Genomic DNA, 13,260 nt, shown 5'->3' with positions numbered 1-13,260 from the left:
TCCCGTTCCAGTCCGCTCGGGGTACCGGACGATTTCTCGTCATGTTAACGCGATCGGTTCCGGCGGCGTTCGGTTGTCCACAGGCTGTGGGTTTCCGTGCACCCGCGTGACACACGCGCGTGCGGAAATGCGGGTGCCCGCGCGTTCGGCCGCGCGGGATGATCCGGGTATGAACGTTCCCGGCACGCACGACCCGAGCGCAAGCGGCCCCCACCCGGACGCTCCGGCGCCGCCCGCCGGCGCGCGTGCGGATCTCCGTGAACGGCGCGTCGCGGCGCACCGCGAGGCGGCCCGCGTACTCAGCCGTCCGGGCTACGTGCTGACGCTGCGGGAGCGGCTGGCACTGCTGGACGGGGCGGCGGAGTTCCACGACCTGGACGAGCCGTCGGACACCTACGGCAGCGGCGTGGTGGAGGCCCTGGAGGACCGGGTGGCCGCCCTGCTCGGCACTCAGGCCGCCGCGTTCTTCCCGACCGGCACCATGGCCCAGCAGGTCGCCCTGCGCTGCTGGGCGGGCCGCGTCGGCGGCACCGCCGTCGCCCTGCACGGGCTCAGCCACCCCGAACTGCACGAGCGGAACGCGTTCAGCCAGGTCAGCGGGCTCCGCCCGGTGCGGGTCACCGGCGAACCCCGGCAGATCACGGCCGCCGAGGTCCGGGACCTGGAGGAGCCGTTCGGCGCGCTGATGCTGGAGCTGCCGCTCCGGGAGGCCGGCTTCCTGCTGCCCACGTGGGAGGAGCTCACCGAGGTCATCGACGCCGCGCGCGAGCGGGACGCGGTGGTCCACTTCGACGGCGCGCGGCTGTGGGAGTCCACCGTCCACTTCGGCCGGCCCCTGGACGAGATCGCGGGACTGGCGGACAGCGTCTACGTGTCGTTCTACAAGTCCCTCAAGGGGTACGGCGGTGCCGCGCTGGCCGGTCCCCGGACGCTGGTGGACGAGGCGAAGACGTGGCGGCACCGTTACGGCGGCTCGGTGTTCCAGCAGTTCCCGACCGTGCTGTCGGCCCTGGCCGGACTGGAGCGGGAACTGCCCCGGCTGCCGGCGTACGTCGCCCACGCGCGTGAGGTCGCCGCCGCGCTGCGCGAGGGGTTCGCGGCGGCCGGGGTGCCGTGGGCGCGGGTGCACCCGGAGGTGCCGCACACCCACCAGTTCCAGGTCTGGCTGCCGTGCGACGCCGACGTCGCCGCCGACGCGGCCGTGCGGCAGGGCGAGGAGACCGGGACGCTGCTGTTCGCGCACGCCTGGAACGCGCCGGGCCCGGGCCTGGCGGTCACCGAGGTGGCCGTGGAGGAGACGGGCCTTCAGTGGACGGCGGACGACGTGCGGGAGGCGGCGGCCGGGTTCGTGACCCGGGTCGCCGGGGCGGCCGGATGGTGATCCGCAGGGGCGGCGGGGGCCCCTGGGCGGTGCCGGGCCCGCGCGGGCGGTGGGGCGCCGGTCCGGGCGCGGTGCCGTCGATTGACGGGCGCCGTCAATCGACGGCGGCGTTGTCGGTGGCCCGGTGCACCATGTGGCCATGAGTGTGCGCATCGACATCGCCGGGCTGCGGCCGGAGAGGATCACCGCCGTGGCCTCCCCCCTGGCCGAGCTGGGCATGGCGCTGCACGCGCTGTCCGAGCCGGCCCACCACCCGGGCCTGCAGGGGTGGGTGACGGGCGTGACCGCGCGCCTGGACCCGCAGCTCGCGGACCGCATGTGCGAGGCGGACTTCCTGTGGCGGACGACGTTCTCCGACCTGTTCCTGCCGTGCGCGGCGTTCCCCGGGGAGGACGGGCTGCCGGGGGCCACACTCACCGAGGAGCTGGACCTGCTGGACAAGTTCTCGGACGAGCTGTTCGTCGACGCCGCCCTGGAGTTCACGTGTGCGCTGCCGTACAGCACGCCCGGGCCCGGCCCGCTCGGGGACCCGGAACTGCGCCGCCGCGCGCTGGAACTGGCCGCCGCGCGGGGCCCGCAGCAGGTGCGGTTCGCCGAGCGGCTGCTGGCCGACCCGCCCCGTATCCGGGCCTGGCTGCGGCAGTTCCTGGAGGACTGCGACGAGGCGTTCTTCGCGGCCGCCTGGGCCCGGCTGCGGCACCAGCTCGCCGCCGACACCCGCCACAAGACGGACCTGCTGCGCCACAAAGGGCTCGCCGAGGCACTGGCCGCGGTGTCCCCGGCGGTCACGCTGGACGAGGCGGCCGAGCGGATCACGGTAGACAAGCTGGGTGACGGCCGCACCGCCACCGCCGACGGCGGCCTGCTGCTGATCCCGACCAGCCTGGGCCGGCCGCACCTGATCGTCCTGCACCGCTACGGCTGGCAGCCGGTGCTGCAGTACCCGGTCGGCTCGGCCGAGCTCGCCGCCCCGCCGACGGTGGAGCAGCTGGCCCTGCGGATGACGGCCCTGTCGCACCCCGTCCGCATGCGACTGTGCCGCCATCTCGCGCGCAGCGCGTACACGACCGGCGAGCTGGCGCGCGTGCACGGTCTGACGGCGCCGGAGGTCTCCCGGCACCTGGGCGTGCTGAAGAAGGCCGGGCTGGTCACCACCCGCCGGCGCGGGCGGTATGTGCTGCACCAGCTGGACGTGACGGTGGTGGCCCGGCTCGGCAGCGACTTCCTGGAGGCGGCGCTGCGCTGAGACCGGGCGGGCGCCCCTCGGGGCGGGTTCAGTCGAAGCGGATGTGCCGCAGCCCCACGCCGGCCTGCCGCAGCCGGGTGCGCAGCGGACCGTCGTGATCGGGGGTCAGGGTCAGCCCGGCCAGGACCGCGATGCGGTCCGCGGTCCGCGGGACGGTCGTGCGGTCGGTCCACAGGTGCTCGGCGAACTCCGGCCCGGCGAGCCGCTCCAGACAGTGGTCGAGCCGCTGCACCGCCCAACTCTCCCGGCGCAGCCCCCCGTTGCCGCCCAGCGGGTGCCGCAGCCGGTGCACGGGGCCGCGTTCCCGCAGCCGCCGCAGCACGGTCGCGCGTTCGGCCATCAACGTGAAGTGGCGTACGTCGTGACCCAGTTCGCACAGCCGGCCGACGGTCTCGGCGAAGTACCCGGAGTCAGTGACGGTCATGGGGGCGATGACCACGCCGTCGTGCCGCGTGAGGACGAGGTCGAGCGCCTCGACGACGCCCCGGCGCCACGCGGGGAAGTCCTGGAAGTCGCCGCGCAGGCCGGGCGGCAGCATCCGGTTCAGGCCGAAGCCGGCGTGTTCCGGGTCGCAGACGACGCTGCCGGGCAGGCGGCGCCGTAACTCGTGTGCGGTCTGTGTCTTGCCGCCCCCGAAGGGGCCGTTGATCCACAGGAGCATGCGCGGCACCCTACCGGCGCACCACGGGCCGGGAGGGGCGGACAGGGGCACTCCGGCGGATCCGGAGCCCGCGCCCCCGCACGGCGGGTCAGCCGTGGCCGCCGGCCCGCACCAGGCCCGTCTCGTAGGCGAGGACGACGACCTGTACCCGGTCCCGCAGGCCCAGCTTGGTCAGGATGCGGCCCACGTGGGTCTTCACCGTCGCTTCGGACAGCACCAGACGGGCCGCGATCTCCCCGTTGGACAGGCCCTGGGCGACCAGCACCATGACCTCGCGCTCCCGCTCGGTGAGCCGCTCCAGCGCCTTGTGCTGCGGCTGCTTGCCCGCGCTGGGCAGCATCGGCGCGAACCGGTCCAGGAGCCGCCGGGTGGTGGACGGGGCCACCACGGCGTCGCCGCTGTGCACGGCGCGGATCGCGCTGAGCAGTTCGCCCGGCGGGACGTCCTTGAGCATGAAGCCGGAGGCTCCGGCCTTCAGCCCGGAGAAGGCGTACTCGTCGAGATCGAAGGTGGTCAGGATCAGCACCTTCGGCGGGTCGGCGTCCATGCAGATCCGCCGGGTCGTCTCCACCCCGTCCAGCTTGGGCATGCGGACGTCCATCAGCACCACGTCCACGGCGGTGGACCGCAGCGCCTCCAGCGCCTCCACGCCGTCGCCCGCCTCCGCCACGACCTCCATGTCCGGCTGGGCGGCGAGCACCATCCGGAACCCGGTGCGCAGCAGCACCTGGTCGTCGACGAGCATCACGCGGATCGTCATCGGTCCCTCTTCCGTCGTCCGTGGTTCGGAGCTGGTTGCCCGCCGGTGCGCGACTCGGTCGCCGGCGGGGTCGTTGCGGGTGCGGCCACGGGAAACGCGGCCGCAGGTGCCCACGCGCGGGAGGCGCACAGGGGTCGTACGAGGTTCGTACGGGGGTCGTACACGGTTCGTGCGGGGCTGGTGCGGGGGTTCCGCACGGGTCGTCGTCACACGTGTCACAGGCGGGCGTGCGCGGGCTCAGTGCGCGGGTTTGAGCGGCAGCAGGGCGCTGATGCGGAATCCTCCGCCCGGCCGCGGACCCGCGTCCAGGGTCCCGCCGACCATCCCGACCCGTTCGCGCATGCCGATCAGGCCGTGCCCCTGCCCGTCCAGTCCGCCCTCCTCGTACAGCTCGTGCGGGGCGCCCTTGCCGTCGTCCTCGACGAGCAGGCCGAGCCCGTCGTCGAAGTAGACCAGGCGGACACTGGCGCCCGTGTTGGGCCCGCCGTGCTTGCGGGTGTTCGTCAGCGCCTCCTGCACGATGCGGTACGCGGTCAGTTCGACCCCGCTGGGCAGGGGGCGTGGGGTGCCCTCGACGCGGAAGTCCACCGGCAGCCCGGAGGTGCGGCACTCCTCGACCAGGTCCTCTATCTGCTGCACGTCCGGCTGCGGCACGTACTCCCCGGCCTCCTGGTGCTCGCCGGTGCGCAGCACGCCGAGCAGGCGGCGCATCTCGGCGAGGGCCTGGCGGCCGGTGGAGGAGATGGTCTCCAGCGCCTTCTTCGCCTGGTCGGGTGCCGCGTCCAGGACGTAGGCGGCACCGTCGGCCTGCACCACCATCACCGACACGTTGTGCGCGACGACGTCGTGCAGCTCGCGCGCGATGCGGGCGCGTTCGGCGGCCACCGCGACCTTGGCCTGCGCCTCGCGCTCCTTCTCCAGCCGGGCGGCCCGCTCCTCCAGCTGCGCGAAGTACGCGCGACGGGTGCGGATGGAGTCACCCAGCACCCAGGCCAGCGCGAAGGGCACGGTCTGGAATATCACCAGGGCGATGTTGCCCGCAGTGCTGGTGTCCGGGTTGGGCCAGCGCAGCTGCGCGAGCGGGGCCGCGCACAGGCCGGCGGTGAGCGCGAACCGGGACGCCCAGCGGGCGCCGATGGCGGCGACCGTGTAGACGATCACCAGCATGGCGAAGTTCGCGGGCAGTGTCGGGACGTCCGTGATCAGCTGGAACACGCCCACCGCGGCCGTCAGGACCAGCATCTGCTCCGGCATCCGGCGGCGCAGCGCGACGACCAGGGACAGCAGCAGCATGACCACGATGCCGAGGCCCTGCTGGACGGCCCCCTGCTCCTGGGGTTCGACGGTTCCGCCCAGGACCGAGATCCCGAAGAGGATCACGGCCCAGAAACCGTCGACCCACGTCGGGTGTCTGCGGAGGAAGTCATAGAGGCGCTGCACGTAACCCAGCGTAGGGAAGCCGGATGCGTGCATGGGTCAACCGGAGGGCCGATCCCCGGTGCGCGGGCGTACTCCGCAAGGTGGAGGCCGGGCATGTGCCTGCGCCTACGCTGGGCCCGTGACGGGCGGGACGACGGGAGGGCGGGCACGCGTGGAGGCCGCGGCGGAGGCGGGTGCCGGGACCGGCGGGCGGGGCTGGCGGGCGGCCATGCGGAACGCGTTGTACGGGCCGGACGGCTTCTACCGCCGCCCCGAGGGCCCCGCCGGGCACTTCCGCACGTCGGTGCACGCCTCGCCGCTGTTCGCGCGCGCGGTGGCCGCTCTGCTGTGCCGGGTCGACGAGGCGCTGGGACGGCCGCGGGTGCTCGACTTCGTGGACATGGCGGCCGGGCGCGGAGAACTCGTCACCGGGGTGCTCGCCGCGCTGCCCCCCGGGGTGGCGGACCGCACCCGCGCGTGCGCCGTCGAGATCGCCGGCCGGCCCCCCGGCCTGGACGGGCGGATCGCCTGGCGGGCCGAGCCGCCGCGGTCCGTCACGGGGCTGCTGTTCGCCAACGAGTGGCTGGACAACGTGCCCCTGGACGTCGCCGAGGCGGACGCCGCGGGCGTACCGCGCCTGGTGCTGGTCGACGGGGACGGGACGGAGCGGCTCGGGCCGCCGGTCACCGGCCCGGAGGCCCGGTGGCTCGACCGGTGGTGGCCGCTGGACGCCGGGGACGGCCCCGCGGCGGCCCGGGGCCGGACCTCACCGCCCGAGGCGGCACCGGCACCGGCACCGGATCCGGCACCCGGGGCGACGGCGGCCGGCGCGGAGGGGCTGCGCGCGGAGATCGGGCTGCCCCGCGACGAGGCCTGGGCGTCGGCGGCCGGGACGGTCGCGCGCGGGCTCGCCGTGGCCGTGGACTACGGCCACACCCGGGACACCCGGCCGCCGTTCGGGACGCTCACCGGATTCCGGGAGGGGCGGGAGACGGCACCCGTGCCGGACGGGACCTGCGACCTCACCGCACACGTCGCCCTGGACGCGTGCGCGGCGGCCCTCCCGGGGCCGGGCGGGCGGCTGCTCACCCAGCGGGAGGCCCTGCGCGCCCTCGGTCTGACGGCCGCGCGCCCGCCGCTCGCCCTGGCGTCCAGCGACCCCGCGGGCTACGTGCGCGCCCTCGCGGCCGCCGGGGAGGCCGCGGAGCTCCTGGCGCCGGACGGGCTCGGCGCCTTCGGGTGGCTGCTGCGGCCGGCCGGCATCCCGGACGTCCTCACGCCCTGAGGCACCGGGCGCCCCCCGCACACCACACGGCCGGGCGGGCGGGCGAGGGACCGGCTACTTGTCGATGTCCCCCACCACGAAGAACATCGACCCCAGGATCGCCACCATGTCCGACACGAGGGTGCCCGGCAGCAGCTCGGTGAGCGCCTGGATGTTGTTGTACGACGCCGAGCGCAGCTTCAGCCGGTACGGCGTCTTCTCGCCCTTGCTGACCAGGTAGTAGCCGTTGATGCCGAGCGGGTTCTCGGTCCAGGCGTAGGTGTGTCCCTCGGGCGCCTTGAGGACCTTGGGGAGCCGCTGGTTGACCGGTCCCGGCGGAAGCTCGGCCAGCCGGTCCAGGCAGGCGTCGGCGAGGTCCAGGGCGTTGTACGTCTGCTCCAGGAGGCACTCGAAGCGGGCCAGGCAGTCGCCCTCCTCGCGCGTGACCACCTTCAGGACGTCCCCCAGCTCCCCGTAGGCCAGGTAGGGCTCGTCGCGGCGCAGGTCGAAGTCGACGCCGGAGGCGCGGGCGATCGGCCCGCTGACCCCGTAGGCGTGCACGGCCTCGGGGGAGAGCACCCCCACGTCGCGGGTGCGGCCCCGGAAGATCTCGTTGCCGAGCACCAGGTCGTCGAAGCGCCCCATGCGCGAGCGGACGTCGGCGACGGCCGCACGCGCGCGCGTGGTCCAGCCGGCCGGGAGGTCCTCCTTGAGGCCGCCCACCCGGTTGAACATGTAGTGCATCCGCCCGCCGGAGACCTCCTCCATGACGTGCTGGAGTTCTTCGCGCTCCCGGAACGCGTAGAAGATCGGGGTGATGCCGCCGAGTTCCAGCGGATAGGAGCCGAGGAACATCAGGTGGTTGAGCAGCCGGTTCAGTTCGGCGAGCAGCGTGCGCAGCCACACGGCGCGCTCGGGGACCTCCATGCCGAGCATGCGCTCGACGGCGAGGACCACGCCCAGCTCGTTGGAGAACGCCGACAACCAGTCGTGCCGGTTGGCGAGCACGATGATCTGGCGGTAGTCCCGCGCCTCGAACAGCTTCTCCGCGCCCCGGTGCATGTAGCCGATCACCGGCTCCGCGCGGGAGATGAGTTCGCCGTCCAGCACCAGCTTCAGGCGCAGCACGCCGTGCGTCGACGGATGCTGCGGGCCGATGTTCAGCACCATGTCGGTGCTCTCCGCTGCGCCGCCGATACCGACCATGGTCTCCGTGGTGGGCGTCATGGGCTCAGTCTCCCCTACGTACGCTGGCCGCATGGAGACGGGGAGCCCTCACGAGCGGCGAACTACAGGCACGTCGGCCGACACGCCCACGGGCACGCATGCCGACACGCACACGGACACGGACACGGATACGGCCGTGCACGCGGACCCGCACGCGGACACCGCGGGCCGAGCGGCGCACGACCCGGCCGTCGGCGCGACGGCCGACGCGACGGCCGGTGCGGTCGCCGATACGACGACCGGCGCAGGCGGCACAGCCGGCACAGCCGCCACGACCGGCACTGCGGCGAGCGGAGAGGGGAGCACGGCCGGCGTCGCCGAGGCCGAGCCGGTGTGGATCGGCCTGCCACCCGGGCTGTTGCGGGTGCGGCGGCTGTTGCTGGTGGTGTGGCTGGGGCTGCTGACCCTGGCCACCGGACTCGTGCCGGGCATCCTGGCCGGGCCCGGCTGGGCCGCCTTCGCGGTACTGCCGCTGGCCCTGATGATCTGGGGCTGGGTGATGCTGGAGCGCAACTGGCGCTCCTGGCGGTACGCCGAGCGCTCCGACGATCTGCTGATCAGCCGGGGCGTGTTGTGGCGGGAGGAGACGGTGGTGCCCTACGGCCGGATGCAGCTGGTCGAGGTCACCTCCGGCCCCCTGGAACGGCACTTCGGCCTCGCCAGCGTCCAGCTCCACACCGCTGCGGCGGCGACCGACGCGACCATCCCCGGCCTCGACCCGGCCGAGGCGGAACGGCTGCGCGACCGGCTCACCGAGCTGGGCGAGGCACGATCGGCGGGGCTGTGACCGCGCCCGGCGTCCAGCAGGACGTGACCGCACGGCCCCCGGTGACCGAGCGGCGGCTGCACCCCGTCACACCGCTCCGGCGTGCCTGGGCGCCCGTCGCGGTGCTCATCGGGTGGGCCCTGCACGACCCCGACCAGGCACAGCGCCAGCTGACCCGGCTGACCACCACCACCCTGCTGCTCGGTCTCGCCGTGCTGCTGCCGGCCGCCGCCCTGTACGGCTTCCTGACCTGGTGGTTCACCCACTTCGCGGTGACCGACACCGAGTTGCGCATCCGCACCGGGCTGCTGTTCCGGCGGACCGCCCACATCCGCCTGGAGCGGGTCCAGGCCATCGACGTCACCCAGCCGCTGCTCGCGCGGCTCGTCGGCGTGGCCAAACTGAAGCTGGACGTCATCGGCACCGACGAGAAGGACGAACTCGCCTTCCTGGGCGCCGAGGAGGCGCGTGCGCTGCGGGCGGAGCTGCTCGCGCGTGCGGCCGGTTTCGCCCCGGAGACCGCGCACGAGGTCGGTGAGGCACCGTCCCGGGAGCTGCTGCGCGTGCCGCCGGGCGTGCTCGCCGTCTCCCTGGCGCTGACCGGCGCGACCTGGGGCTGGCTGGTCGTCGGAGTGGTCGTCGTGCCGCTGCTGTGGATGGCCACCCACAGCCTGTGGACGGTCCTGGCCGCCGCCCTGCCGCTGTTCGGTGCGGCGGGCGCGGGCAGCGTGGGCCGGTTCGTCACCGAGTACGACTGGACCGTCGGCGAGTCGCCGGACGGGCTGCGCATCGACCACGGTCTGCTGGACCGGGCGCACGAGACGGTGCCGCCGGGGCGGGTGCAGACCGTGCGCATCGTCGAGCCGCTCCTGTGGCGGCGGCGCGGCTGGGTACGGGTGGAACTGGACGTCGCCGGGTCCGACAACTCGATGCTGCTGCCGGTCGCGCCGCGCGAGATCGCCGAGGCGGTGATAGCCCGCGTGCTGCCCGGCGTGACCGTGCCGCCGCACGAGGCGCTGTCCCGGCCGCCGCGCCGCGCCCGGTGGTGCGTGCCGCTGTGGTGGCGGGGCTACGGACTCGCCGTGACCGACACGGTGTTCGTGGCGCGGCACGGTCTGCTGGCCCGCCGCGTCGCGCTGGTGCCGCACGCGAAGGTGCAGAGCGTACGGCTGGTGCAGGGGCCGTGGCAGCGGGCCCGGGGCGTCGCCGACGTCCATGTGGACAACGGGGCCAACAAATCGGCCGCCGCCCGCCTGCGGGACGCCGACGAGGCGGCCCGGCTGCTGCAGGCCCAGGCGGAACGCTCCCGCACGGGCCGCCACGACGCCCGCCCGGACCGCTGGATGGCATAGGGCCTTCCGGCGGCCGGAGGAGACTCCCGGCGCAACAGGCCAGGGGCCCCGCACACCGTGCGGGGCCCCTGGTGCGTTCGCCGGTCAGGAGACCGCGCTGCGCAGTCCCTCGAGGTCGATGTGCTCCGTCTCGTCGTGCTCGGTCAGGTCGATGACCTGTCCGACGGCGCGGGCCGCGTCACCGGACGCTTTGAAGCCGGCCTCGGCCTCCGCCTTGTGCAGCGCCAGCGCCTCCTGACCGACGACGTCGGCGAGGTCCTCGTTCTGCACGTCCTCCAGGGCGGAGTCCTCCGAGCCCTTCTTGGTGCCGAAGAAGTCGAACCCGCCCCCGGACGCGGGGCGCCGGACGGGCACCGTCGGGGGGACCACCGCGACCGCCGTGGGCACCGTGAAGTGTCCCGAGGGCTGCCGCGCGGACGTGGCGGCCGGGGCCGCGGGGTCGACGGGTCCGGCCGGGTCTGCGGGGGCGGCGGTCGCGCGGTCGTGCTCGGCGACCGCCCCGGGCTTCCCCTCCGCGTCGTCCTCCCCGGGCTCCTGGGGCCGGCGCCGCCCGGCGGGTTGCGGGCCGTCGTCCTCGGGGGTGCCGCCCCGCCTGCGGAAACCGTTCCCCTTGAGACCCGTACGGGAGATGCCGCCGTGGGCGGGGGCCGGGCCGCCGGCGGCCCCGGCGTCCGGCAGGCCGGGCGCTCCGTCGGCGGGCGCCTCGCCGGCCGTGCCCTCGGACCCGTCACCGGTCCCGTCGCCGGCCGTGCCGTCCGCCTCGGCACCGGGCTCCTCGCCGGCCGGTCCGGCACCGGACGCGTCCGGTGCCTGCTCGGCCCCGGACTCCGCACCGGCCTCGGCCTCCTCCGCGTCGGCGCCCGCCGCCGCGTCGGCCTTCTCGAACCGTGCGAGTGCCGCGTCCGCCCGAAGGAACAGCTGGGACCCCTGCGGCGAGAAGACCTCGGGGGCGGTGTCCTCGTCCGTCCCGGTCTCGTCCCCGGTCCTGGGGCCGGGCACGGACGCCGCCGTGTCGTCGGCGTCCGGCGTCTCCGGTGCCGCGGCGGTCTCCGGGTCCTTTGCGCCGTCGGCTCCGGCCGTCGCCGAAGCGCCCGCGGGCAGCGCCCGCGCGGGCACCGTCGCCTCTATCTCCAGCACCCGGCGCTCCTCCAGGACGCTGGCCCGGTCGGCCTCCGCCGTGGCGTAGCGCCGCAGCAGCGCCGCGTGCTCGTTGCGCAGGCCGGCCAGCTCGGCGCGCTTGGCGCGCAGCCGCTGCTCCAGCCTGATGCGCAGCTCACGCGACTCCTCCAGGTCGGACTCCAGTTCGGCGGTCCGTTCCTCGAAGCGCCACTCGTCGCTCGCCCGCGCGCGCGTGAGATCGGCGACGCGCTTGCCCGCCTGGGTGTCCCAGCGCCGCATGACGACCGCGCCGGTGACCGCGGTGGCCGCCGCGACCGCGGCCAGCAGACGCAACGCCGTCGGTTGCGTGAACACCCATGGCCCCAGGGCGCAGACTAGGGAGACGCCTGCGATCGCCGACGGGGGCAGCATCCTGTGCAAGGGCGGTGAATGGCGGTGACGTCCACGTGGCATGGCCAGAAACTTACCGCGCGTAGGGGAATGATGGGCCCCCGCCCCGTAAAAACAAAGCGATAACAAGGGTTTCACAGGGCATCAGGGAACTCGGGCCGCCCGTGAATGGCGCCAACCCCCGGAATTCGCCCCCGGTCGTTTCCGCGCGGGCCCTCCGCAGGCGCCGCGTCCCGGTCGTGCCGGGCCCGGCCCGGCACGCCGCGGGCCGTCGCGCGGACTTCCGCGGCCGTCGCGCGGACTTCCCGGGGCCCGTCGCGCTGACTTCCGCGCCCCATTCCCGAGGGGCCCGGACCCCGATTCCGCGCGGCGCAACCGCGCCGTCCGGGGCAGTCCCCGCTCATCCCCTCGTCAAGCGCCTGCTCATCCACTCAAGCGTCGCGGGAATCTCCCGCCGCCAGGTGTTGAAGTTGTGTCCGCCGCTTTCCAGGATGATCGAGGAGATCCGCGTCCGTCCGTTGCCCTTCACCCGCTCGATGAACCGCAGCGTGTCCCGGTAGTTGGACTCGCCCTTCCGGCTGCTGGTGACGAGCAGCGAGGTGTCGGGAGCGGGCCGGTGCCGGAGGTACCACCACAGGTCCGCCCGGTTCTCGCGCGCCTTGTCCCCGTGGAACAGATCGCCCGTCGTGGCGTCGAGGGGCGCCTTGTAGTACGCCGACAGTCCGGCCCCGGCGCCGAACACGTCGGGGTGGTGGAGGGCCAGCTTGAGCGCGCAGTAGCCGCCCGTCGAGTTGCCGACCACGCCCCAGGCGCCCCGGCCCCCGGCCACCCGGTAGTGCGCGCCGACGGCCTCCGGCAGGTCCCGGGCGAAGAACGTCTCGGTCTGCGGCCCGTCCGGGACGTCCACGCACTCGGTGTCCCGCGGCGGCGCCACCGTGGGCCGCAGCATCACCAGGACCGTCGGCTCCATCCGGCCCGCGGCGGCCAGGTCCCGGGCCGTGCGCGGGTAGTGCAGCTTGTCCACCAGCGCCCGCGCGGTGCCCGGGTAGCCGGTGAGCACCACGGCCGCGGGGAACCGGTGGGTGCGGTACTCGGGCCGGTGGTACTCCGGGGGCAGGTACACGTACGCGGGAGAGGCGATGCGGCTGGTCCGGCCCACCAGTTCGACCTGCTCGACCGTGCCGCCGCCCGCCGTCCGCGCCCCGGGCGTACCGGTCATCCGCTCCCGCCCGACGACCCTCAGCGGGGCGCCGCCCGCCCCGGTGCCCGCGGCGTGGTCGACCACCACGCCCCGGTCCTTCTCCCGTCCGAGCAGGTCGTCCCAGCTCGCGTAGAAGCCGAAGGACTGGTTCGCCGCGAGGCCCACCGCGGCGAACAGGGCCAGCTGGGTGGCCAGCAGCAGGCCCACCCTGCCGCACACCGCCCGCACCCCGCGCCCGGCCAGCCGCGGCCACAGCCACACCGTGCCGGCGAACAGCAGGACGGCGGCCGACACCGCCGCCCACAGCACCTTGTCGCTCGTCAGACCCATCAGCGGTACCTGCCTGCACTCTCCGCCCGGAGCCGCACGGCAGCCACCCCCCACTGTGTCAGGAGGGGCGCGCCGGCCGGTCCTTGGCCGTTGAAACGGTTTTGGCGGGCGGAGTGAACCTCTCCCCCCGAGACACCGTCCTAG

The 13,260-nt window shown here is 74.6% G+C and carries 11 protein-coding genes; 5 read left to right on the top strand and 6 right to left on the bottom strand.

The genetic code is table 11. The annotated features are described in order from the left end of the window. The first annotated feature begins 169 nt into the window (after positions 1 to 169). Together ACIRPP_RS22835 and ACIRPP_RS22830 are read left to right on the top strand one after the other, a co-directional pair. Positions 170 to 1,381, top strand: a complete 1,212-nt coding sequence (locus tag ACIRPP_RS22835; RefSeq protein WP_403645805.1) for a threonine aldolase family protein — start codon at positions 170 to 172, stop codon at positions 1,379 to 1,381. 139 nt (positions 1,382 to 1,520) lie between these two features. Further along, complete coding sequence (locus ACIRPP_RS22830; RefSeq protein WP_403645802.1) at positions 1,521 to 2,627, top strand: DUF5937 family protein; 1,107 nt, start codon at positions 1,521 to 1,523, stop codon at positions 2,625 to 2,627. A gap of 28 nt (positions 2,628 to 2,655) precedes the next feature. Here ACIRPP_RS22830 and ACIRPP_RS22825 read toward each other — a convergent pair whose 3' ends face one another. The 3 genes from ACIRPP_RS22825 to ACIRPP_RS22815 form a co-directional block, all read right to left on the bottom strand. Beyond that, the gene (locus tag ACIRPP_RS22825; RefSeq protein ID WP_403645800.1) at positions 2,656 to 3,288 is read right to left on the bottom strand and encodes an ATP-binding protein; all 633 of its coding nucleotides are present in this window, start codon (positions 3,286 to 3,288) and stop codon (positions 2,656 to 2,658) included. 88 nt (positions 3,289 to 3,376) lie between these two features. Beyond that, entirely contained in the window at positions 3,377 to 4,048 is a 672-nt protein-coding gene (locus ACIRPP_RS22820; RefSeq protein ID WP_192232119.1) for a response regulator transcription factor, read from the bottom strand. 237 nt (positions 4,049 to 4,285) lie between these two features. Beyond that, positions 4,286 to 5,488, bottom strand: coding sequence for a sensor histidine kinase (locus tag ACIRPP_RS22815; protein WP_403645795.1), 1,203 nt, complete (start codon positions 5,486 to 5,488; stop codon positions 4,286 to 4,288). A gap of 118 nt (positions 5,489 to 5,606) precedes the next feature. Here ACIRPP_RS22815 and ACIRPP_RS22810 point away from each other — a divergent pair, with 118 nt between their 5' ends. Further along, the gene (locus ACIRPP_RS22810; protein WP_403645792.1) at positions 5,607 to 6,752 is read left to right on the top strand and encodes an SAM-dependent methyltransferase; all 1,146 of its coding nucleotides are present in this window, start codon (positions 5,607 to 5,609) and stop codon (positions 6,750 to 6,752) included. Between the two features lie 54 nt (positions 6,753 to 6,806). On the opposite strand, the gene ACIRPP_RS22805 is transcribed toward ACIRPP_RS22810, so the two are convergent. Continuing rightward, positions 6,807 to 7,958, bottom strand: a complete 1,152-nt coding sequence (locus ACIRPP_RS22805) for an NADH-quinone oxidoreductase subunit D (RefSeq protein ID WP_403645789.1) — start codon at positions 7,956 to 7,958, stop codon at positions 6,807 to 6,809. 331 nt (positions 7,959 to 8,289) lie between these two features. On the opposite strand from ACIRPP_RS22805, the gene ACIRPP_RS22800 reads away from it, so the two are divergent. Both ACIRPP_RS22800 and ACIRPP_RS22795 read left to right on the top strand, forming a co-directional pair. Further along, positions 8,290 to 8,745, top strand: a complete 456-nt coding sequence (locus ACIRPP_RS22800) for a PH domain-containing protein (RefSeq protein ID WP_403645923.1) — start codon at positions 8,290 to 8,292, stop codon at positions 8,743 to 8,745. Beyond that, complete coding sequence (locus tag ACIRPP_RS22795) at positions 8,742 to 10,076, top strand: PH domain-containing protein (RefSeq protein WP_403645786.1); 1,335 nt, start codon at positions 8,742 to 8,744, stop codon at positions 10,074 to 10,076. The genes ACIRPP_RS22800 and ACIRPP_RS22795 overlap by 4 nt, the downstream gene beginning before the upstream one ends. Positions 10,077 to 10,160: 84 nt before the next feature. Here ACIRPP_RS22795 and ACIRPP_RS22790 read toward each other — a convergent pair whose 3' ends face one another. Beyond that, on the bottom strand, positions 10,161 to 11,606 hold the full coding sequence (locus ACIRPP_RS22790) for a hypothetical protein (protein WP_403645920.1): 1,446 nt from the start codon (positions 11,604 to 11,606) through the stop codon (positions 10,161 to 10,163). A 379-nt stretch (positions 11,607 to 11,985) separates the two neighbouring features. Continuing rightward, complete coding sequence (locus tag ACIRPP_RS22785) at positions 11,986 to 13,116, bottom strand: alpha/beta hydrolase (RefSeq protein WP_403645783.1); 1,131 nt, start codon at positions 13,114 to 13,116, stop codon at positions 11,986 to 11,988. Positions 13,117 to 13,260: the final 144 nt, after the last annotated feature.

The sequence above is a fragment of the Streptomyces sp. NPDC101219 genome (assembly GCF_044767675.1).
Taxonomy (GTDB): Bacteria; Actinomycetota; Actinomycetes; order Streptomycetales; family Streptomycetaceae; genus Streptomyces.
This window is presented reverse-complemented; position numbering and strand designations above follow the sequence as displayed.

Coding starts and splice junctions, on each gene's coding strand:
- ACIRPP_RS22825 (WP_403645800.1), bottom strand. CDS start 3,288: ATGCTCCTGTGGATCAACGGCCCCTTCGGGGGCGGCAAGACACAGACC.
- ACIRPP_RS22820 (WP_192232119.1), bottom strand. CDS start 4,048: ATGACGATCCGCGTGATGCTCGTCGACGACCAGGTGCTGCTGCGCACC.
- ACIRPP_RS22790 (WP_403645920.1), bottom strand. CDS start 11,606: ATGCTGCCCCCGTCGGCGATCGCAGGCGTCTCCCTAGTCTGCGCCCTG.
- ACIRPP_RS22785 (WP_403645783.1), bottom strand. CDS start 13,116: ATGGGTCTGACGAGCGACAAGGTGCTGTGGGCGGCGGTGTCGGCCGCC.
- ACIRPP_RS22835 (WP_403645805.1), top strand. CDS start 170: ATGAACGTTCCCGGCACGCACGACCCGAGCGCAAGCGGCCCCCACCCG.
- ACIRPP_RS22830 (WP_403645802.1), top strand. CDS start 1,521: ATGAGTGTGCGCATCGACATCGCCGGGCTGCGGCCGGAGAGGATCACC.
- ACIRPP_RS22805 (WP_403645789.1), bottom strand. CDS start 7,958: ATGACGCCCACCACGGAGACCATGGTCGGTATCGGCGGCGCAGCGGAG.